Origin of the sequence: Peribacillus sp. NPDC058002, assembly GCF_042886655.1 — a bacterium.
Taxonomy (GTDB): domain Bacteria; phylum Bacillota; class Bacilli; order Bacillales; family DSM-1321; genus Peribacillus; species Peribacillus aracenensis.
This window is the reverse complement of the sequence record NZ_JBHVQU010000015.1, coordinates 28,773-50,741: the sequence shown is the minus strand read 5'-3', so window position 1 is coordinate 50,741 and position 21,969 is coordinate 28,773. Positions and strand designations below refer to the sequence as shown.

The following is a 21,969-nucleotide window of genomic DNA, read 5'->3' as shown; positions in this document are numbered from 1 at the left end:
GGAAAAGTTTTTGTGCTTGTGGGTCTTTCATCATTCTTAACAGACCAAAAAGACCGATCACGTCATGATTCACTTCAGCACGATCCTTAGCTTCGATGGCAGTAACCGCAAGCCCTTTCACTGAATCGACTACAGGTGTCGCGATCTCCGAAATGGCGCTGACCGTATCGTTTTTCAAAACATCATCAGTCGCAACCGATTGAGCGAAATCATAAGACTTTGTTAAAATATTCACTAACTCAGTTAGTTTTGGTAACTGCTCAACTAAAGTGTTCAATGATTCCTGAACCTCAGGGTTTAATAATTGGTCCAGTACATCTAATTGTTTTTGGCTGGCATTAAGTTGTTCAGTTTGTGATTGGGTAATCGTTTCTGACATATCCAATTCTCCTTTGCAATAAGCATTTTGTTGATGTAAATAGAAAAACTTGTAAAATATTACACAATGTGTGGCAAGTAAAAATACTAACAAAAATGTAATAAAAGCTAAACTATAGTATATCCCTTTAGTTCCATGAAAACAGCTGATTTTTAAAAAAAGATTCATAAAATAAACTTTTCTAGCTTATTTAAGTACAGATTCTGCTGGAATATTCCATTCTTTACCTAAAATGAACTTCAAGAGTGTCTATCATTATCGCCGGTCATACATATTTCCATCTTGATTTGCCATCCTAAATGATGGAGGTGAAATAATGTGACGGATTCAGAATCTAAACTTACAGAAGTGAATGATGATAAGAAGCTTCATAAACTGGTTGGCAGTATGGAATATACTAAAGCACAACTATCGGAAGGCATGAATGGAATTTCTGAAGTTTACCTCAAAAACAGTGAGGAAGGCACATCGGAAGCACCTGATAAATAACCTTGTTGCGTAAGCATAGGGGAACAGTTATGGTTCCTTAATTTCACTTATTTGTAAACTTCTTAGCCTTATAAATTGTTTGAGTATTCTAAAAAATACCCTTGACTTTATGGTGGATTGACGTAAGATAAAGTATATAGCCATAGTGAAAAGGTAGTTTATCTAGCAAATACTACTCTGCCATCGCCTTAAGGGGACTGGTGATTTAAAGATGAATTCTATAAATAACTGTCGAATCTAATAGACTTCGCCGCCCAGCGAAGCTAAACCTAGATCAAAAACCAGTTATATCAATGATTTCTTATTGATATGACTGGTTTTTTTTATTTCATCATGTTCCTTTTTTGGCTAAGAAAATCCAGCGGCTGGCTGACACTCTTTCACACAGTTCCATTAAGTGGTGAAATGGGTACGAAGCAATGTCAAAAGGTATGATTTTTTTAAAATCTTGTAGCAGGGGTGGGAATGAAATGATAGGTACGAAGCAAACTAGGCTCGCAATTGATGTAGGCGGAACATTTACGGATGTGTTCGTTTTTGATGAAAGCACGAAGGAAATTTCCATCACGAAAACGTCGTCGACTCCTCAGAATCCGGAAATCGGCATTTTGGATGGAATTGCAAAGGCGGAAATAGATTGTGAAAATATTAAAATGTTTTCCCATGGTACAACAGTGGGCACCAATGCCTTGATTGAAAGGAAATTGCCAAAAACAGCATTGATTACATCCGCTGGATTCCGGGATGTATCGGAAATCCGCCGAGGAACCAAGCTTGAGTTATGGGATACATATGATGATGTAGCCAAACCGTATATACAAAGAAGAGACCGTTTTGAAGTGGAAGAGCGCATCGATTTTGCAGGGAATGTCTTGACGGAAATCAATGAAGAGGAAGTACGGTCACTGGCAAGGAAATTAAAAAGACGCGGTACGGAATCCATTGCGGTTTGCTTCATGAACTCGTATGTAAATGGAAGCAATGAGGCGAAAGTGAAACGAATCATCCAGGAGGAACTCCCGGACGTCTATATATGCATTTCAAGTGAAGTCCTTCCTGAGATTTTTGAGCATGAGCGCATGAGTACGACGATCGTCAATGCGGTTTTAGGACCGACTGTCAGCAAGTATATTAAAACCCTTGAAGGTGAAATGAATAAACGGGGGTATGAAGATGATATATTAGTGCTTCACTCCGGCGGAGGGGTAATGACATCCCAAACCGTACCCCGTTATGCGGCAAGGCTCGCAAGTTCCGGAATCGCTGCAGGTGCGATTGCCAGTAAACATATCGCCCAGCTTTGCGGGTTCAATAATGCCATTGGGCTGGATATGGGAGGAACGAGCACCGATATTTCCTTGATGCATGAAGGTGATTTGCGGATTACTAAAGATTGGTATATCGAGTATGGATATCCGATCGGTTTCCCAAGTATCGAAATCCTGACGATAGGAGCAGGAGGAGGAAGCTTGGCTTGGGTGGATGAAGGCGGTTCTTTACGCAATGGCCCTCAAAGTGCAGGCGCGGTACCCGGACCTGCTTGCTATAGCAGGGGTGGCGTGGAACCGACCAATTCCGATGCCAATATTGTATTGGGACGACTTGGCACAAAACTATTGGATGGGCAAATGGAACTTGATAAACAAAAAGCGATTGAAGTCGTGGATAAGATCGCCAAGAAATTCGATTATACGATTGAAGAAGCGGCGAATGCCATCACACGGGTGGCCAATGCCAATATGTGTGATGCGCTAAGGCTGATTTCAGTCAGAAGGGGATACGATCCCCGCGACTTTGCACTTGTGGCTTTCGGAGGCGCTGGACCCTTACATGGAGCGTACCTCGCCAAGGAAATGGAAATCCCGACTGTCATCATCCCGCCGCATCCGGGTGTTGCCGCTGCAATGGGATGCCTGTTGGTCGATGTTCGTCATGATATATCCAAAACCTATGTCAAGAATGTTAAAGATGTATCGTTAATGGATTTAGAGAGGGAATTCATCGGAATGGAAAAAGAGGCCGCGGAGTTATTGCAAGAAGAAGGGGTCGCTAAGGAAGCTTCCACATTGGTGCGCTATATTGACATGAGGTATATGGGACAGTGGCGTTCATTGGCGATAGAAGTCGATTGCCCGATTTCTTCATTGGAAGAGACCCTTGACCGTTTCCATCAAGAGCATGAACGGGAATTTTCTTTTTCCGATAAAGAACAGACCGTGGAAATCTACGGGCTGCTCGTTACGGCTATCGGAACTGTGCCAAAACCTGAATTCCCGACTTATGAACCAGGGGGCACACTTGCTGATGCCTTGAAGGAAACTCGTGATGTCTATTTCGAAGAGGAAGGGTATGTGAATACGAACGTGTATAACCGGGAACTCATTCCGGCCTTTTCTGAAATCCCGGGGCCTGCCATCGTGGATCAGCTTGATACAACGACTGTCATTCCGCCAAATTTCACGGCAAAAGTTGATAAATACAGAAACTTGATTCTTTCCCAAAATAAATAAAAAGAGGTGGATTTCATTGTCGAATAAACAGTTAATTGACCAATCTGGAGTTGGAACAGGTTTAGATCCGGTGACATTTGAAGTGATTAAAAATGGCTTCGTTAACCTTGTAGATCAGATGGCTGAACAAATCCTTCGGACATGCTATTCCTTCGTCATTTATAATCGGGATTTCAGTTGTGCGCTTTGTGATGCAGAAGGAAATACAGTCATGCAAGGGACGCAGGATATATCGGTCCACGTAGGAACACTGCATCTAACGGCAAAGGCGGTGCTCGAGGACTTCGGGGGTGATATCCATCCCGGGGACGTATTCTTGGTCAATGACCCGTATCGGGGCGGTACTCATTTCAATGATACACGGGTTCTCTTGCCAGTCTTTCATGAGGACAAGCTCATTGCGTTCATGCAGACGAATGGCCATTGGGCCGACATGGGCGGCTCGACACCTGGCTCCTTCGATATCAATGCCAAGGAACATTTTGGCGAGGGAGTAAGGATTCCGCCGCTAAGGATATATAGTAAAGGAACATTTTTAAAAGATGTGGTCAATGTGCTCGTTTCGAACATGCGCGTCCCTGAGGAACGTGTCGGCGATCTTCGTGCTCAAGTGGAAGCGGCCAAGGTAGGCGAGCGCCAGTTGTTTGCCATCATCGAGAAGTATGGAATCGATACGACTTTGTCTGCCTTTGCGGAAGTGCAGAATTATGTGGAGCGCTTGGCGAGGGCCAAGGTTGCGGCTTTACCGAATGGAACCTGGGAGACTGTTGATTATATTGATATGGACCCGGAAGCCGGAGACGGCCTGATTCCGATCAGGGTTAAGATGACTATCACGGATGACGAGATCCATTATGATCTTTCTGGTTCACATTCTTATATCGGCTGCTTTTTGAATGCCGGTTTCGGGGCATCTTTATCAGCAGCATACTCGGGAACCAAGACATTTTTTCCTGAAATCCCTTTGAACTCCGGCTTTTACAGAGTGGTGAAGATTGAACTTCCGGAAAATTCCGTCGTCAATGCCCCGGCACCGATTGCCGTAACCGGTTTTTGTTCAGGGGCCTATGAAAAAATCATGAGTGCTTGCTTCGAACTCTGGTCCAATATCATGCCGGAAAGAGCGATTGCATGCTCATTTAACCTGGAGTATTTACTTATCGGCGGTTGGGATCAACGCCAGGAGCAAGATAAATACTTCATGTGGTATGACTGGATGGCCGGCGGTCATGGAGGACGCTATGACCGGGACGGTGTGAACGCCACTTCGCCGACATTCGGTTTGGGCCTAAGTGTGCAGCCTTGCGAAGGGCAAGAAAGATTGTCACCCGTCGTGACGATGAAGCATGAAATCATCACCGACTCTGCCGGGCCGGGGAAATACCGCGGCGGGTGCGGTGTAGAAAAGGGCGGTACACTCACGAATGTCAAAAACACCGTCATGTCCTATTGCTGTGACCGTTCCCGTTCAATAACATGGGGGATTTTTGGAGGGCTTCCTTCTTCCCCGCATGGAGCATGGCTGAATCCGGGCAAAGAGGACGAACGTTATTTAGGTGCGATTTTTTCAAATGTGAAGGTGCAGCAAGGAGATTCCTTTGTACGCCCATCCGCTGGGGGCGGGGGACTGGGAGATCCGCTTGAAAGAAATCCCGAAGATGTCTTGGAAGATGTGATCGATGAATATGTTTCAATTGAGCGAGCCAAAAAAGATTATGGAGTCGTGATCAAAGAAATCGATAAAGATCTCGATTTATTCGAAATAGATGTTGAAGCAACGGAACAAGCTAGGTCGTATATCAGGAACAACCGTAAACAATGGCTTGAGGAAAGCGTACAAAGAGTCGAAGACAAATTCGCCAATGGCGAGCTGGATAGTCTGGATGTCATTCGCCAGTATGGTGTCATCATCGATTACGCAACGAATAAAGTCCTGCCAGAATCAACAAAACAGTTCCGTGAATCCATGAAAACCCGTTCATTGACTTATTGGAAGTAACGTGAAAAAGGGTTCCGAATTCATTCGGGACCCTTGATTATAGATGGAGCCCAGCCGAGGAGGCTCCCCGGCCGCCCGCGGAAAGCGAGTGCCTGAAGCGGAAGAAAACCTTAATGGAAGCCCATCAATTCCTTCACATGTTTACAATTATCTTTGGAAGTGAGCATTTCCAAGAGCGTAAAGGCAACATCGAATGCAGTGGAAGGATTGTAGGATGTAATGATATTGTCCGTGACGACAATCGGTTCATTAACGACAATCGCCCCAAAATCTTTTAGCTGCCCTTGTCTCATACTGGTTGGATGGTTGTATGTAGTGGCTTTTCTTCCATTCAATATCCCGCTTTTTCCTAGTGGGAGAGAACCTACACAAATGGTTGCTATGATTTTGTTCTTATCATGAAAATACTTGATCACATCAAGAAACCTTTGATCATAGGCATCCTCATAGAAACCGGCTTCTTCAAATCCTCCTGGAATGGCCAAAGCATCGTAGTCATCAAGGTTCACTTGATCGAGGGTCAATTCGGGCTGCACAATGAAATTCCATGTGCATTTCAATTGTTCATGAAGTCCCACCGTTACCAGGTCAGTCGTACCGTCACCCTCTAATTTATTCCAGCCCAATACATCTGTAAACACACTTGCTTCTACCGCTTCGAATCCATTGGATAGCAGCATCAATACTTTTTTCATCGTGAATCCCCCTTATTTATATTTGTGTTTATTATATAAAAAGCGAATTCCCTAATACATACGATAAATTATGTAATCATTTCATTTCTGTTTATTTTATAATGTATTTAGGTAAATTCTATTAACAATAAAAAGTGGGTGTGATTGAATTGGATCGAACGGATAAAAAGATACTTTCCTTGCTGGAGAATAATGGGCGCATGTCCATGAAAGAACTGGCACATGAAGTTTCTTTAACGGCTCCAGCAACGAAGGAACGGGTGAATAAATTAGAGGAAAGCGGAGTGATAAAAGGATATAAAACGGAAATATCACTTGAAAAACTTGATAGGCGCATAACGGCATTCATATTATTCGAAACGGATAGATGCAAAGACTTTTATCAATTTAGCTTGAACCATCCGGAAGTGCTGGAATGCCACCGGTTAGCCGGTCAATACAGTTATTTGATTAAAATAAGTACATTTTCGATGGAAACGCTGGAAGACTTCGTCGATGAAGCCATTAAATACGGGAAGTCGTCCACCCATTTAATATTTTCTTCCGCATCGAAAAATATTTTTTCCGGAGATGAGGTATAATCGGTTTTAAGCAATGTACTAACCATATTTTTTTAATATAGGAGCAATTAGCAGGAAAAAACTCCACCCATCTAGAAAGTAAATAGTAACAAAAATCACAGTTGGAGTTCAAAAAGGGAGTGGGGAAGAGTGAGTTTTGTTTATGAGGAAGAAAAGATAATGGAATTCCTTTTGCAGAATAAAAGTGAATTTGAAGAATATCTTTTATCAGAAGCTGTCAATGTCAGGGATAAAATTGAAGAAATTCTGCTGATTGGAAATGTCGACCTTTTGAATAATGCCCATAAGCTCATCCGTTATATAGTGGAACAGAATGAAACGGATATGATTGCATTTGCCGAACAAGAGGGAGTTACGTGGGCAACCCACTCTTTGACACTTTCGTTCAAGCTGGAATGGATTCAGGCCATCCGCAGAACGCTTTGGACATTTCTTTATAAATTCGAAAGTGCAAAAGTAGTCTTCAGTGAATCCAAAACCTTTTTTGAATTAGAGAAAAAAGTGAATGAAAAGGTTGATGTATTTCTTAAATCCTTTTTCGTCAGCTACTCCGATTACAAAGACAAATTAATTCTTGCTCAGCAAAACTTGGTGGAAAATCTATCCGTCCCAATCATTCCAGTCACCCCCACTACCTGCGTCCTTCCGTTAATTGGGACAATCGATAATACACGTATACAGATAATCGAGGAAAAAGTATTGCAGGAGATAGGTGAACGGCGGATACAGACCTTGATTTTGGATTTATCCGGTATCATCGAAATGGAAGTTGAAATCATTAATGATTTATTGAAAATCCTCGATGGAACGGCAATGATGGGGTGTAAAGCTGTAGTGACTGGATTACGCCCTGAAGTGGTAACGAAAATGATCCGTTCAGGGGTCCAAATCGAGAATAGAGCTGAAACAAAGGGGACGCTGCAGCAGGCCTTGAAGGACTATCTTGTAGTCACGTGAAGTGGGAGCCGCCATGTTTTGGTGACTTTCTTTTGCGGGTAATTTGGAATATAAAGGAAATTTATTTTCGGTTTTATCTTATTCATATGAGTAAATGGAATGGGGAAAGGATGCTCCGAACAGAACTGAAACTTGGTTCCGGAAAGCCACCCCCTTTACGCCGACTGACTGCCAAGCCCTCATCAAAGCAAGCATCTAGCGGGTCTTGGCTAACCAGTCATTCGGCAGGAGTGCCACAAATTTCTTCACTTCAGCAAGGAATACACATATGTATCATGAGGGATACCGTTTTGGTAAATATAACTCCTTAATATCCCTTCCTGGATGAAGCCCAGCTTAAGCAAGAGCTCACTTGATGGCTGGTTTTCCAGGAAAACGACCGCGCCGATGCGGGTTAAATCAAGGTCATTGAAACCGTAAGCGATAATTTCCTTAAGTGCTTCTGACGCAAATCCTTTCCGCCAATGTGCTGGATGGAGTTCATAACCGATTTCCGCCCGTCTGTATTTGGGACTGTGGGCATGAAAACCGATGGTACCAATCAATTCCTGTGTGTCCTTTCTTTCAATTCCCCATCGGATAGCTCTTTTTTCAAGATAGTTTTTTGCAAAAGACGCTATGATATCCTTCGCCTGTTCGACATTTTCCAATGAATCCTGGCCATAAAAGCGGGTGACTTCATCTTTTGATAAGCATTGGAAAACCGCTTCCGCATCACTTTCACGAATTTCCCGAAAGCGTAACCTTTCCGTGTTCAATTCAGGAAACATGTTTATCCCTCCTCATATATCCGTTTTACATCTATTCGGCTCCCGCGATGTTTTTTCCTTTATTATGAAGCGCCTATTTTGCCGGTATTTTCAGTGGTAATCGGACAAGCTAACATTAGTTCAACATAAATAGCTTTGAATGAAGGGGAGATAGATCATGGGAAAAAAACATCGTAACCGTACTGGTTCACCGAAAAAAAATAACCATATTCCGAAAGCGGACATCATTGCAGAACATGAAGCACATGGTAAAGAATACTCTGCGAATAAACGAAAGAACGGCCCTGGTTCCAATACAGATTGAGTAAACTTAGTGACCGCTCTTGCCTTTAAGGGAGAGCGGTTATTTGTGTTTCTTGCCACCGAAGGATCCATCCTATATCTTAAAGAATGAAGAAACATTGAAGGGAGTCAGGATAATGAAAGCACTTGTCTTTGATGATTTCGGCGGGCCCGAAGTTCTGTCTGTAAGGGAAATTGCAGAACCTGAACATTCAAGATCAGCCGTGATCGTACGAATGAAAGCAATCGGATTGAATTTTGCCGATGTATATAGAAGGAAAGGGAATTATCATTTGGTGGGTGATCCCCCATTCATTCTAGGGTATGAGGGGGCAGGGGTCATCGAACATGTCGGGGAAGATGTCCATCATCTGAAAGCCGGTGATCGTGTGGGGTTCGCTGATGTTCCCCATGCCAATGCGGAGCTGGTTTCAGTTCCAGCTGATAAACTGTTACCTCTGCCTGAGTACATTTCCTTTGAAACGGCCGCATCCGTTTTACTTCAAGGATTGACTGCCCAATATTTAACCCATGACAGTCATCAAGTTAAAGCAGGTGAAACCATTCTGGTCCATGCCGCTGCTGGTGGAGTCGGTCAATTACTGACACAGATGATCAAAATGAAGGGCGGTCAGGTCATTGGCTTGACCTCAACAAATGATAAAGCGGCGGTTGCCAAACAAATGGGGGCGGCTCATGTTTTCCTTTACGGTTCGGACTGGGTGGATTCCATCAAGGCTGTAACAGGGGGGAAAGGCGTTGATGTCGTTTATGAATCAGTGGGCCAAACCTTGATGGATAGTTTCGAGGCGACCAAGACTGGAGGAACGGTTGTATTTTTTGGAATGGCAGGCGGTGATCCAGAGAAAATCGATCCAAGAATGTTAATGGATACATCGAAAGCATTAATAGGCGGAGACCTTTGGAACGTCCTGACTACCCATGAAGAACGGACAAGAAGAACAGCAGAGCTGTTCCAATGGATTCTGTCCGGGGAAATCCTCATCAAGGAACCGACTCTTTTCTCTTTGGAAAATGGGGCGGATGCACATAGACTTCTTGAAAGCCGGAAAAGTTCGGGGAAAATATTATTAATGCCATAACAAGTCATAAGGGCCTTCCATTCTAAATGGGGCTCTTTTACCCGTATAGCGGCCTCCTAGATTCAACACCTTATTCATACTGATGTTCAAAACCTTTTTCAGTTCCTTTATATAGACCCATTCTTAGACCCTTAGAATAACTCTGGATAAATGCCCTTGCCCATGCAGGGGTCATGTCCTGCCTTCAAAAAAAACTGCTGCCCAAGTTCCCTTATCCACAAGGTCCATAGGCAATACACGAATTCAGGGGAGAAATCCACAATGTGCCAATCACCAAACCACAATCGTCATTCTGCAATTAACAGTCGGCCTTCGTTACAAGCAAAAAAAAAGAGAACGGATCCGTTCTCTTGGAAAACAAATGACCTATTAAAAGGCTTAAACCGGGTGATTTTTTAAAAGGAAAAGGGGAGAACGCCGAGACGCTCCTTTTGGATCGCGAAATAGGATTGGAGGGTTTCCTTTTTCTTAGTGAGAGGGAAGTTCCGGACAGCCGGGGCCACTGCATGATTGCCGAACTTAAGAAGCAAGGTCAACAGCCTGTCCAACTGGTCATATGTATCGTTCCTAATGCGCGTCATATATTCGAACGCGTCCTGCTTATCAGCATCTGTACTTTTCCTTTTTCCTTCTGCCCGGAATTCTTCTGTCACTGTCTTTACACGGGAAATGAGCCATGTTTCGCACCAGTCGTTCAGCACATGGCGGATGAAGTCTGCTTGTTGGTACTTTTGGAGAATGGGTTTGATATGTTCAGCCATTTCCAAATCATTCACTTCCCGGCAGAGAGCTTTCTCGGAGATGTTTCTATGAAAATGATCGCGTTCAAGCAGGCTTTTGATGGATTCCGCCTGGTGGGCATACTTGACCATCTGTTCCAATGTTTCATTGTACATGATCTTGCTTAAATAAGCAGAGGCTTGTTTTGGGGCAAGAAGTAACTGCTCATTGGCAGGAATCGTCTGGCCAAATTTCTTAAGAGAATGAGAATAGACGAAACGGGCTAACTTCTGCAGTTCCTTTTGGATATCATTGGAGATGTTTGTCGTTTCCTGCAGAAATGAACGGAAAATATATTTGCCTACCCGTTCCAATTCCCTGCATACAGAATCATTGATATGCCCAAGGTAGCCAGAGTCAAAAATCGTTCTACGCAACCATGTCCTTTCCGCCCTATTTTCCTTATACTGCTCCAACACGCCTTCGGTAAAGGTGAATACCAGAACTTCTTTCTTTGAAAAAGCCCTGCTCGCAAAAGAAATCGTCACTAAATGGCCTAAAGCTTCATGGATGGCATCGACTGCATCCAACAAGCGCTTCCTCGTGAATGGCGAATTGGAATCAGGAACGATTTCATTATAATCGAATAGGACTTCTTCAGACTTCAAAACGGACATTCGGAAAGCGCCCATCAGCAGCAGCCGTTTTCCATGAATCGTTAAGGTTTTGAAAGCATCGCAATAAAAGAAACGGTATTTCTTGCAATAACGGTCCGTCTTCCTGTTATAGCCAAGATTACTTGCAGGACCAAGGTTAAACTTATATAAAATATCTTCACCTTGATGAACAGGCACAAACACTTTTTTTAGTGATCCTTGTGGTGCGGTGAATTTAGTGATGATCTGCCTTAAGTACTTTTCTGTCGTTCCGACTCCTCGGGCCATCATATGAAGCGGGCTCTGGATGACCCCGTCCCAATCACTGTGGAGCAAGGCGTACAAACACGTATCGAATTCAGTGGAAGATACATTCCTTAATAGGTATTGGTAAGTTTCTTCATAAATCATAAGGCTTCGCCCCCTTTGGCATCGATCCTATTCTAGAGTCTATATAAACATTAAATCGATAAAAGTAGCATCGTGGAGCAAATAATATTGGTAGTTTTTTTTACGTTATTTCGATATATTAAAAAATAGTAAAATAGTTGTACAAAAGTGATAAAATGGGTATATGGAAACGCACATGACAAGGAGAGATTTTTAAAACCATGATAATTTCACTACTCGTTTTCATCTTAAAAGGAATTTTATTGAAAGTGCCAATTGCCATATTGGGGCTTTCCTTGATTCCGCAGAGATGGACAAACGCAATCGCCAAAAAGGAGATACCTTTTTTCATTGAACAGGTGCTGAGACTTTTAGTTTCTGCTGCCATACTTTTTTTCGTTATCGATATCTTGCTGCTGGATCTCACTGCCGCTGCATTCTTTTCGAGTTTTGCCATTATACTTGGGCTCATTCTCATCATCGATTCAAGAATTTATGTGTACAGTGCCAGTGAAACTTCAAGCACCCGACGGAATCGGAGGGGAAATGAAGCAGCAAAGCAACCAAAAATACCTTGGAACGTACACTTCAACAGTTTGCTAGGTGCCGTTTTGATAGCAGCATGGGTCATCATGCTGTTCTACCCCATCACTTTTGCCGCTGATCTGCATGGATTGGCGAAAGTCGATAAGAAAAAAGAGCTGGAAGAAGTTCAAGATATAAAAACCATGCCGCTTGTTACAGTGAAAATGGCTGACGCAAAAGGCGATGCAGCGATTAATAAAATAGAAAATGCATCATATTTCACTGAAGGCGAATACCGTCTAACCAATATCAATGGTGAATTGGCTTATACATCGCCCATTGAAATGGACGGGTTTTTGAAAGCAGGGAAAGCGGAATACACACCAGGTTATAATCTGATTTCCGCCGTATCGACGGATAAAGGGGCAAGTACTGTCAAAGGGAAGATGCTGTATGCTCCCTCACAGTACCTCGATCATGATTTGGAAAGAACGATTCGCAAGGCCTATCCGAATAAAATCATCCATGATTCATATTTGGAACCGAACGAAGATGGAAAGCCTTTCTTCGTAGTTTCAGTCGGACATTATTTGAAATATCGCAGCGGTCCCGTAGTGGACGGGGTGGTATTGGTGAATCCGGAAACGGGGGACACGAAATACTATCCTAAAGGAAAAGAACCTAAATGGGTAGATCGGACATACACATTGGAAACAGCCCTGGAATATTGGACCTACTGGGGAAAATATGTTCACGGGTGGAAGAACCAGTCCTTGATTGGGCCGAAGAAAGATGTCCTGATTCCTAATGAGGATAATATGCAGGTTACGTTTAACGAAAAAGGCGAATTGATTTATGTAGTGGACTTCACCAGGGCTAAATCAAAAGGCAACTCCAAAACCCTTGTAGGTTATGGTGTTTTCAATGCCAAAACCGGTGAAATGACGTACTATAAAGGCGTCACGTCCGTTCTGACTGGTAAGGAGGCAAAATCCAACGCAAATGCGAGTGAGTTTTTGTCTAAATATCCAGGGTGGAAAGCCACTAATGGAATTTTCTATACGATTTACGGTGCTCCCACTTATGTGATTCCGGTTACAAAGGGCAGCAAGTTCCAAGGTGTGGCGATCGTGTATGCCAATAGTGATAACCCCCAAGTGGTCTATGGGAAAACGAAAGACGAAGCTTTCCGCAATTATAAAAAGCTGATTGCCTCTTTAGGGAAAGTCAGCGGTGTGACACCTCAAAAAGGATTTGAGATGAAAAAAATACAGGGGAAAGTTACAAGGATCAACGATGCCAATCTTTCAAATGGATACGTATTCTATTTAATTGTAGAAGGCAATGCCAAGAGATTCTCGGTGGACCCTGGAGTCAATGAGCTATCCGATGTTGTGTTGACGAATGTAGGGGACCGGGTTGTGCTGAAGGTGATGGATATGGAAGAAGACATCGTTCCAGTCGATCAATTCACGAATCTGGACTTACCGAAGAAATAAAAGCATGATTGAATCATGAAAAAAAAGCATTGTTATCAGCAATGCTTTTTTTTCATGTTTTTCGAATGATTGTCATTATAAGTCCGATAGGTTGAATGAATGGATGGATTCCATATAATATCCTTTTTGAATGACGGCTTTTATTGCGAAGTGCCCATTTATCCGTTTCCGCACCCGGTACAGCAGTGAAGCGATTTCTTCTGCCGTCACAATTTGCTCGGGATCACCGACTCTCTCTGGCCATACTTGCTGGACAATCTCTTCCTTTGAAATTAGGTTGTCCAAATTTTCATAAAGCAGCTTAAAGCAATTGAATTCCTTTGTCGGCATTTTAATGGGTGCTTCTTCATTGATGATCACGGTCTGAAGGTGCTCATTGATAGTGACGGTTTGCTGGAACTCGGGGTTCACCGGGGTGAAATCCCTTGTTAAATCGTTGTCGATGGAAATCATGAATTCAATCAGTCCATTGATCAAAGTAATTGAATCTCCCGGTTCAATGCGACAGGGATTGCCCGGTACGAGCGGCATCTGGTTCACCGAGGTACCGTGTTTGCTTGCCAAATCCTCAATGAAGAGCTGTCCCTCCTCCATATAAATCCGGCAATGTTCCCTGGAAACGAAGTCATTGTAAAGCTTGAAATCAGCTTTGGAGTGCTGGCTTGCACGGCCGATCAGCAAGCTTTTCCCTTCAAAAACATAAGCGAATTCCTCTGTTTGGCCTTTGTGCAAGGCTCTTAATACAACCTTGAAAGTTTTATAGATCATTCACTTCATACCCCTTAAAAAGTCTGAATATTTAAATTATTTTTATAGATTTATCATTTTGGCTACATGGCTGTTTAGCGGGTTCAATTTTATAATTATAAATTATCAGTCGCTTACTTACTAACGAAAAATGAAAAAATGCAAATTAGGCACAAAGCCATTATAACAAAGTGGAATGAAGGATGAAGAAGAAACTCTATTTTTGCTGATGCTCGCTTTGACTGTGGGAGAAGTGCTTCCTCAAAGCCGGCCAGGCAGCACCGGAAGAAGTTTGCGATGAAAATGTACCTTACGCTTGTGGAAAAGGAGTTGACCAAAGGTGAGTATGTGGAGAGATAGGATAAATGCCTTCAGCATCCTGTTGATGATCATTAGTATGATAGTATATATTATTTTTCCCCAGCCCTTTACCCTCATTCTGTACTGTATATTTGGCATTGCCTTTATTAGCCTGACTTTACTGAATTAAGCATATATTGGATTGGAAGAGGGATATAGGAGACGAAGCGGACAGAAAAAGGTGGGGGGCATTCAGAAAACATGAATCCTCCACACGATTAGCAAGTTTCTGTTCACCTGTTTGAGAAAATCATAGATGATATAAAAAAGCCTGCCGAATCGATTGCAGGCTTTTTTGATGCAAAATGATTATATCCCTTTATGTGGCTTAATGATGAAATTGTACTATATAAAAAAGTAAAAAATATGAAGGGTAATCAAGTCTTCTTTAAAATCATGGTTCGGGATGGGAGGTACTCTTATTAGATAAGTATGAGATTTTCATAAAAAAGTTTGAGGAGTTTTGTGATTCTTATGCCATTAAGGCTCCCGACTCTCGAATATTGAAAAAAGAGGCCATCCATTTTTGGACAGCCCCTTCCGCTAATTATAAAATTTCTAATAGAGCTCCATAGCATTACATTGGTCACTTCAGAATGTTACCCTCTATACTTCAGAGAAGGCATCTCCAAAATGAATTGGCTTTCAATCTTTGAAAACTATGAGAATACTGCAATTTTACGTGCGATGGATTCTGTTAAACGAGATGCTACTTTTGGAACAGCCCATTTAATAATTGGTGTTAACACCGCACCAGATAATCCGCCTGCATGGACTTCCACCGTACAAGTCATTAGTGTTTTACCATTAACATCTTCTGCAGTAAAGTGACCGCTTCCTGTAAAATTATCTGATAAACCTTTCAGTTCAAACTTAATATTTGAAGGTTCATTCCATTCGGTAATATCTACCTGCGCTTGTATTGTTTTTTTAATACCTTTCACACTACCTTCAAATGTCCAGATAGATTGCTTGTCATTTATGATTTCATGTTCTTTATAGGCTGGTACTGCCGTTGCCCATTTTTCGAGATCACTGACATAATCCCAAACTGCTTGTACATCTACTGGAACTACTACAGCATGTGTTCCCGTTGCCATTATGATCCCCACCTTCACTATGTATGAATTGTAACTTTACACTTCTACAAAATAATTATTACATAAAAAGCATAAACTTACATCCCTAATCATACATAGCTTTCCTTCTTCCAATCCCCCAATTTTTTGTGGAATCAAAATTTTCCAATCCTAAAAACACCCCTTTAGATAAACATCCAAAGGGGTGAAACGCCGTAACTTTTTTGAAAACATCGTGACTTTATTTCAAATCTACACTTAATAGCTTAGTTGCCAATTATGAAACGAAAGGTTTTTTCACTTTTCGTTGACCTATTAAACCTAGAAGTAAAGAAATGATCTTCGTTTCGTTAAATGTTTGAAGAGTACGGGGTCTAAGGAACCGATGAGGGGTGGCATTTTACCAATCGTTTTATAAAATCCCGGGGCGTCACGGATTTAACATAACTTTAAGAGAGCCATTTTTAGGCAGAAACGGTATAATTAATTGTTAGAAGTAGACATTAAAAAATGGACTGCAACCGAGTTTTATACCGTGTTTTAACTGAATCTTGAGAGAACGAACCTTTATACAAAAGTCAAAATTAGAAAAGGAGAAACCATGACTAATGAAACAGGATGGAATTTAGACAATAGCTATGCGCTTCTTCCGGAAAAGTTTTTCACGAGCACGAACCCGACTCCTGTACGTTCACCGGAGTTGGTCATTCTCAATGAGAGTTTGGCTGGAACTCTTGGTTTGGACGTGAAAAAGCTACAAGGCGAAGATGGAGTGGCGGTGTTTGCCGGAAACGAGGTACCTGAAGGTGCTTCGCCTCTTGCACAAGCATATGCTGGGCATCAATTCGGCCATTTTAACATGTTGGGGGACGGCCGGGCGATATTGCTTGGTGAGCAGGTGTTGCCAGAAGGAGAGAGGGTCGATATCCAGCTGAAGGGTCCAGGAAGAACGCCATACTCCCGCGGGGGCGATGGCCGGGCTGCACTTGGACCGATGCTCCGCGAATACATTATCAGCGAGGCGATGCATGGGCTTGGCATTCCTACCACCAGAAGTCTGGCAGTTGTGACGACAGGTGAAACGGTCATCCGTGAAACCGGGCTGCCTGGTGCCATCATGACCCGAGTGGCTTCGAGTCATCTTCGTGTCGGAACCTTTCAATTCGCTGCAAAATGGGGCACGCTTGAGGAACTCCGGACACTTGCCGACTATGCCATTAAGCGTCATTTTCCAGACATCGAAGCCGATGAAAGCCGTTATCTCTCGCTGCTGCAGGAAGTGGTCAAGCGTCAGGCTGAGCTCATCGCCCAATGGCAGCTGGTTGGCTTCATTCATGGGGTGATGAACACCGACAACATGACGATCAGCGGGGAAACCATAGATTATGGCCCTTGCGCCTTCATGGATGTCTATGACCCTGCAACGGTATTCAGTTCAATTGATAGACAAGGCCGCTATGCCTATGGCAACCAGCCGGTTATTGGAGGATGGAATCTTGCGCGATTCGCTGAGTCCCTATTGCAACTGTTGCATGATGACCAAGATCAGGCCGTTACACTGGCCCAAGATAGGATTTCTGTTTTTAATGATCTGTATCACGCTAATTGGATAGCGGGAATGAGGGCGAAGTTGGGGATATTCAACGAAGAGACTCAGGATGAAGCCCTTATTAATGGCATCCTCAGTATGATGAAGAAGCATGGTGCCGACTATACCAATACGTTCCGTGCTTTGACCTTTGATAAAGTGGAGGATACGGTCCTTTTCGGGGCACCGGAATTCGCTCAGTGGCAAGAGCTTTGGCAGGCGAGACTGGGCAGGCAGAAGGAATCGAAAGAAGCTTCGAATCAGTTGATGCAGAACAGCAATCCTGCAGTGATCCCACGGAATCACCGGGTGGAAGAGGCGTTGGAAGCGGCAGTGGAACAAGGGGACTACAGCGTGATGGAACGGCTTTTGGCTGTTCTTGCAAACCCTTATGGACATTGCGAGGAACAAGCTGAATACGCCGCACTGCCTGAGTCAACAAAACCATACCGGACTTTTTGCGGTACCTGATGATAAAACATGCATGGGGATTATGAAGGAGCTCCCGGGATTGAAGTTGATTCTTTGTCAACTTCATCCCGGGAGCCATTTTTGTTTATTTAGTAAAAAAGTTTTGTTTGAAGAATGTCCAGGGCACGGTCAATATCCGCTAAATCTTCCTTTGATGCATATTGCAGCCGGCTTTGGAAACGGGATTCCACGATTGCAAAAGCCTCGTTCATTATCCTTTCCCCGTCTTTGGAGAGGCGGATGTATTGTTTCCGTCTATCTTCCGAATCACTTATTTTTTCAATTAAATTCTTTTCGCTTAATTTTTTTAGTTCACGGCTCGTGTTAGGCATGGAAATATGCTGACAGTCACTGATTTCACTTGGTGTGACAGGCTGACTGACTGTTATATATTCAAGAATTTTATATTGTACCGGCGTGATGGAATCGGATTTGGCGTTTTGGGTCAATTCGTGTGTCACTTGATGTACGGAAGTTGTAAATGTGACCATTTTTTCAAAAAGGGCTTTTTTGTCCATAGCTTTCACCTCTCTTGTGAAGATATCAAAAATATTATCAAAATACAATTATCATTTGACAACTAAAAAATAGCGGTGTTATATTATAGTTGTCAAATGATAAGTAATAGGGGGGACGTCATGAACGTGCTGGTCATCTACACATATCCAAATCAAAAAAGCTTAAGCCATGCTTTTTTAGAAAAAGTCATAAAAGGAAGTAAGGAGAACCCGAACATAAAGGGGCTGCAGGTATTGGATTTATATGAAGAGGGCTTCAATCCGCTCTTGGAGTTCAATGAGCATAAACGAAGGCGTGATATGCATCGTGATCCTCAGCTTGAAAAATATAGAAATCAAATTACCTGGGCCGACAAGATTGTCTTTGTCTATCCTATCTGGTGGGGGAGGCCTCCGGCAATGCTGATGGGATACATTGATCAATTATTTTCTGCGAATTTTGCTTACAGGGATAAAAAGGGATTGTTCCCGGAGGGTCTCCTAAAGGGAAAGTCGGTCGTATGTGTGTCCACGATGAAGGGACCTGCAAAGTATCCGCTTCTCTGGTTGAATGATGCGCATAAAATCTTGATGAAAAGAGCGTTATTCAATTTTGTCGGAATCAAAAAAGTGAAGTTTTTCGAATTCGGCAATATGGAAAGCCCAAAGGGGAAACAGACTCAAAAGCTAGAAAAGGTTTATCGGTATTTCAGAAAGGTGGCAAGCTAAGTTATTACGAGATAAAAAGAAGAACCCCATTCATGTATGGAGCATCATGATGATTGGGGTTTACAGTATTTATGGTTTTGTTTTCACAAACCTCCAATTGTTCTTGATGAGGGTAAGAATCATACAAATCACCAGGATCGTCAATGAAGCCAATCCGCTGAACCATATGCTTTGGAATTCACTTACATAAGGCTGGATGATGTATGAAGCCAAAATGGCCAGGGCCGCACTTATCGGTATGTAATCAGCGACTTTCCCTTTGCTGAATACGATGACCAGGATTGGGGCCAGCAATGCCGAATATATATTGCCTGAATAAAATAAGAGCTCTAATAGGTTTGGGGAATAGAAGAGTGTAGCAACGAAAACCGATCCTCCAATACAGATTGAAAGCAGGCAGGCCATCCTAATTTTTTGCTGGTCGCTTTTTATTGTTTTTAATGGTTCAAGAATATTGGCTACGATCAGGCTTACCAATGAATGCAGGCAGGCACCGAATGTTGAGGCGATTGCACTGAAAGCGCAGAGCACAAAAAGGATGAAAAAGAATGGTGTCGTTATTTTGTTTGCCAATCCATCCAGGATCGAGTGTATGTCAGTGAAGCCGCCCGTAAAGATGACCATGATGAACAGGGATGAAAAGGAGAGCGGGAATATGATCCAGATTAGGCCGGATAAAGAGAATGTTAAGGGAACCTTTTTCATTTCCATCATGAATAATCGCTGCCATGATGTCAGGTCAAAGAAAAACTGGCCGAACCCGACAAGAAGTCCTGCTAAAAGAAAACTCCATAGATCATACTTATTGATTACGAGCATGTATGGATGGTATAAGCGAATCCCATCATAAACAGGCTGAATCCCTTCCTTGACGAAAAAGTATAAAGGAATCAAGATTACCGCGGCAAACATGAAGATGACTTGAAAAGCGGCGAATCCATGAATGAGCTTTAGCCCGCCGAATCCAGCATAAAGGACACAAAAACCGAAAAAAAAGAACAATCCGACATAGAGCGGGGTGTCGAAAAGAAACTGACATAGGGTGGACGCGGCCATTCCCTGAATGAATAAGATGTGTAAACTGGTTATGACCAGAATCACGATCAATATCCAATATCCGAGGGGGTGAAGCCGGGCTTTTAAATAGTCCCCGATTGTCAGCCCCACGGGGAAATCCTGCCGAACCCTCTTCCCGATGAAGCTGAACATGGACAGGGCGATCGCTCCCATCAGTGCGTATCCAATCCCTCCGAAGACTCCATACTTCACCATCGATTCGGGGGAGGATAGGATCGTGGTTCCTGTCACCCAGCGTGCGAGGAGGGAGATGATCCCTAAACCCATCCCGATTTGGATGGGGCCTTGTACGTATTCTTGAAATGTACGTGATCGCAATGTTCATTTTCCTTTCTCGCGGAACTCCTTGGGCGTGATTCCCTCTATCTTCCGGAATAAAGTGCTGAAGTAATGCTGGCTATTGAAGCCTGAGTTTTCAGCGACGTCGGATATGCTCCAGCTGGTGTTATTGGTTAAGGCCCTTTTAGCGGCCTTTATTCTATAGTGCATTAAATATTCCGAAAAGGAAGTGCCGACTTCTTCATGGAATTTCCTGCTTAAATAAGTCGGGTTGGTATGCACTTCACGAGCGATGTCCGAAAGGGAAAGTTTTTCGGCATAATTTTCGTGAATGAATGAAAGTGAATGGTGAATAAGGGTTGAATAGTTTTGAGAAGATTCCCTTTTGTCATACTTGGCCAGGACTTTATGCAAATCACTTTCTATGACGGGTTTCGTTAAATAATCAACCACGCCTATCCTGATGGATTGCTGGGCATAATCGAAACTTTGATGCGCGGTCACCATTATGATTTCGACTTCTTTGTTAAGTGCCCTTAGGTCTTCACCAAATTCAAGACCCGATCGCCCCGGTAGATTAATATCCAGGAAAGCGAGGTTGATTTTATGATTTTGGTTGAGGGTCAGTGCCTGACAGGCATCAGCAGCTTTGTGAAACGTCCAAAAAGGGTATATGGACTGAATCATATATTCCATTTGTTCAAGGACCAATGGTTCGTCATCAACTAATAATACATTCATTCCGGCTCCGCCTCCTCCAATTTCTTTTCAAAAACAAGTGGCCATGATACCTCTACTTTAGTTCCCGATTCATTAGAAGCGATATTCAATTGTGCACGGTCATTAAAATACAAATATAGACGTTTTTGGATATTATCCAGGCCATGGCCGCCCTCGTCCGTAACGGAAGATTCATTTCCCATTAATCCATTATCCGCCACTTCCAGATATACCATCTGCGAATCCAGATGGAACCGGATATGCAGCAGGGCTTCCCCCACTTTTCTTTCCAAACCGTGTTTAAACGAATTCTCCACCAATGTCTGGAGGATGAAGGGCGGGACCAGTGCGATTGATAATGGTTCTGGGCACTCCATGTCAATCTTGAGCCGATCACCGAAGCGAAGGGTCTGGATGTCGAGATAATGCTGGGTATACTGGATTTCCTGGGAAAGGGGGATCAATGGTTCTGATGCTTTATATTTGAATTTCAGGAATTGCGAAAATGCCTCTAAGGCCCGTATCAATTCAGCCGTCCTGTTCAGGCGGGCCAAGCCCAGTATGACATTCAGTGTATTGAACAAAAAGTGTGGCTGGATTTGCTGGTTCAATTTATTATACTGTGCTTCTTGCAGTGCTTGCTCCAGGCGGATCTCTTTGTTTTTATTTTCAAGAAGGTCGATCCTTTTCTCGAATATGAATAGAAATAAAAGAGCGATAGCCCCCATGATGGGAGCTAAAATGAAGAGCATGATAATTAATGTGAATCCTTCGTAACTTAGCATGGTGAACCTCTGCTGGTTATATTTTTAAATAACTTGAATGATTCTGTTTATTAGTATCATACTAAAGACCCCTCCGGAAATC

Annotated in this window: 20 protein-coding genes; 10 read left to right on the top strand and 10 right to left on the bottom strand. The window is 42.9% G+C overall.

Annotated features, from left to right (window positions below; translation table 11 throughout):
* Positions 1–379 (bottom strand): helical membrane plugin domain-containing protein (locus ACFVSH_RS05375; RefSeq protein WP_387705186.1); only part of this gene is annotated, 379 nt, incomplete at its 3' end.
* A gap of 318 nt (positions 380–697) precedes the next feature.
* Here ACFVSH_RS05375 and ACFVSH_RS05370 point away from each other — a divergent pair.
* The 3 genes from ACFVSH_RS05370 to ACFVSH_RS05360 all read left to right on the top strand — a co-directional run bounded on the left by ACFVSH_RS05370 (position 698) and on the right by ACFVSH_RS05360 (position 5,377).
* Positions 698–868: a hypothetical protein gene (locus ACFVSH_RS05370; RefSeq protein WP_387603402.1), complete on the top strand. Its 171-nt coding sequence runs from the start codon at positions 698–700 to the stop codon at positions 866–868.
* A 470-nt stretch (positions 869–1,338) separates the two neighbouring features.
* Positions 1,339–3,378: a hydantoinase/oxoprolinase family protein gene (locus tag ACFVSH_RS05365; RefSeq protein WP_387705184.1), complete on the top strand. Its 2,040-nt coding sequence runs from the start codon at positions 1,339–1,341 to the stop codon at positions 3,376–3,378.
* Between the two features lie 10 nt (positions 3,379–3,388).
* Positions 3,389–5,377, top strand: coding sequence for a hydantoinase B/oxoprolinase family protein (locus ACFVSH_RS05360; RefSeq protein WP_387603735.1), 1,989 nt, complete (start codon positions 3,389–3,391; stop codon positions 5,375–5,377).
* Between the two features lie 110 nt (positions 5,378–5,487).
* Here the strand turns inward: ACFVSH_RS05360 and ACFVSH_RS05355 are convergent, their stop codons facing one another.
* Positions 5,488–6,072 (bottom strand): DJ-1/PfpI family protein, encoded by a 585-nt coding sequence (locus ACFVSH_RS05355; RefSeq protein ID WP_387603408.1) that lies wholly within the window; start codon positions 6,070–6,072, stop codon positions 5,488–5,490.
* A 149-nt stretch (positions 6,073–6,221) separates the two neighbouring features.
* Here ACFVSH_RS05355 and ACFVSH_RS05350 point away from each other — a divergent pair, with 149 nt between their 5' ends.
* Positions 6,222–6,653: an Lrp/AsnC family transcriptional regulator gene (locus tag ACFVSH_RS05350; protein WP_387603411.1), complete on the top strand. Its 432-nt coding sequence runs from the start codon at positions 6,222–6,224 to the stop codon at positions 6,651–6,653.
* Between the two features lie 129 nt (positions 6,654–6,782).
* Positions 6,783–7,610: an STAS domain-containing protein gene (locus tag ACFVSH_RS05345; RefSeq protein ID WP_387603414.1), complete on the top strand. Its 828-nt coding sequence runs from the start codon at positions 6,783–6,785 to the stop codon at positions 7,608–7,610.
* 245 nt (positions 7,611–7,855) lie between these two features.
* Here the strand turns inward: ACFVSH_RS05345 and ACFVSH_RS05340 are convergent, their stop codons facing one another.
* Positions 7,856–8,380, bottom strand: coding sequence for a GNAT family N-acetyltransferase (locus tag ACFVSH_RS05340; protein WP_387603417.1), 525 nt, complete (start codon positions 8,378–8,380; stop codon positions 7,856–7,858).
* 157 nt (positions 8,381–8,537) lie between these two features.
* Here ACFVSH_RS05340 and ACFVSH_RS05335 point away from each other — a divergent pair, with 157 nt between their 5' ends.
* Entirely contained in the window at positions 8,538–8,684 is a 147-nt protein-coding gene (locus ACFVSH_RS05335; protein WP_141994063.1) for a hypothetical protein, read from the top strand.
* Positions 8,685–8,799: 115 nt separating this feature from the next.
* The gene (locus ACFVSH_RS05330) at positions 8,800–9,765 is read left to right on the top strand and encodes a quinone oxidoreductase family protein (protein WP_387603420.1); all 966 of its coding nucleotides are present in this window, start codon (positions 8,800–8,802) and stop codon (positions 9,763–9,765) included.
* Between the two features lie 395 nt (positions 9,766–10,160).
* Here ACFVSH_RS05330 and ACFVSH_RS05325 read toward each other — a convergent pair whose 3' ends face one another.
* Positions 10,161–11,552 (bottom strand): hypothetical protein, encoded by a 1,392-nt coding sequence (locus ACFVSH_RS05325; RefSeq protein WP_387705182.1) that lies wholly within the window; start codon positions 11,550–11,552, stop codon positions 10,161–10,163.
* 200 nt (positions 11,553–11,752) lie between these two features.
* On the opposite strand from ACFVSH_RS05325, the gene ACFVSH_RS05320 reads away from it, so the two are divergent.
* The gene (locus tag ACFVSH_RS05320; protein WP_387603426.1) at positions 11,753–13,555 is read left to right on the top strand and encodes a hypothetical protein; all 1,803 of its coding nucleotides are present in this window, start codon (positions 11,753–11,755) and stop codon (positions 13,553–13,555) included.
* 75 nt (positions 13,556–13,630) lie between these two features.
* On the opposite strand, the gene ACFVSH_RS05315 is transcribed toward ACFVSH_RS05320, so the two are convergent.
* Complete coding sequence (locus ACFVSH_RS05315) at positions 13,631–14,323, bottom strand: FHA domain-containing protein (protein ID WP_387603429.1); 693 nt, start codon at positions 14,321–14,323, stop codon at positions 13,631–13,633.
* A 998-nt stretch (positions 14,324–15,321) separates the two neighbouring features.
* Positions 15,322–15,762 carry an SRPBCC family protein gene (locus ACFVSH_RS05310; protein WP_260286919.1) on the bottom strand — a complete coding sequence of 147 codons (441 nt, stop codon included), beginning with the start codon at positions 15,760–15,762 and terminating at the stop codon, positions 15,322–15,324.
* Between the two features lie 580 nt (positions 15,763–16,342).
* On the opposite strand from ACFVSH_RS05310, the gene ACFVSH_RS05305 reads away from it, so the two are divergent.
* On the top strand, positions 16,343–17,800 hold the full coding sequence (locus tag ACFVSH_RS05305) for a protein adenylyltransferase SelO (protein WP_387603432.1): 1,458 nt from the start codon (positions 16,343–16,345) through the stop codon (positions 17,798–17,800).
* 89 nt (positions 17,801–17,889) lie between these two features.
* Here ACFVSH_RS05305 and ACFVSH_RS05300 read toward each other — a convergent pair whose 3' ends face one another.
* Entirely contained in the window at positions 17,890–18,318 is a 429-nt protein-coding gene (locus ACFVSH_RS05300; RefSeq protein ID WP_387705180.1) for a MarR family winged helix-turn-helix transcriptional regulator, read from the bottom strand.
* Positions 18,319–18,438: 120 nt separating this feature from the next.
* Between ACFVSH_RS05300 and ACFVSH_RS05295 the strand changes: the two genes are divergently transcribed.
* Complete coding sequence (locus ACFVSH_RS05295; protein ID WP_260286922.1) at positions 18,439–19,026, top strand: NAD(P)H-dependent oxidoreductase; 588 nt, start codon at positions 18,439–18,441, stop codon at positions 19,024–19,026.
* A 69-nt stretch (positions 19,027–19,095) separates the two neighbouring features.
* On the opposite strand, the gene ACFVSH_RS05290 is transcribed toward ACFVSH_RS05295, so the two are convergent.
* The 3 genes from ACFVSH_RS05290 to ACFVSH_RS05280 are packed head-to-tail and all read right to left on the bottom strand — an operon-like array spanning position 19,096 to position 21,887.
* Positions 19,096–20,421, bottom strand: coding sequence for a transporter (locus ACFVSH_RS05290; RefSeq protein WP_387705178.1), 1,326 nt, complete (start codon positions 20,419–20,421; stop codon positions 19,096–19,098).
* Positions 20,422–20,424: 3 nt separating this feature from the next.
* Entirely contained in the window at positions 20,425–21,123 is a 699-nt protein-coding gene (locus ACFVSH_RS05285) for a response regulator transcription factor (protein ID WP_260286924.1), read from the bottom strand.
* Positions 21,120–21,887, bottom strand: coding sequence for a sensor histidine kinase (locus ACFVSH_RS05280; protein WP_387705176.1), 768 nt, complete (start codon positions 21,885–21,887; stop codon positions 21,120–21,122). Before ACFVSH_RS05280 ends, ACFVSH_RS05285 begins: the two co-directional genes overlap by 4 nt.
* Positions 21,888–21,969 lie beyond the last annotated feature (82 nt).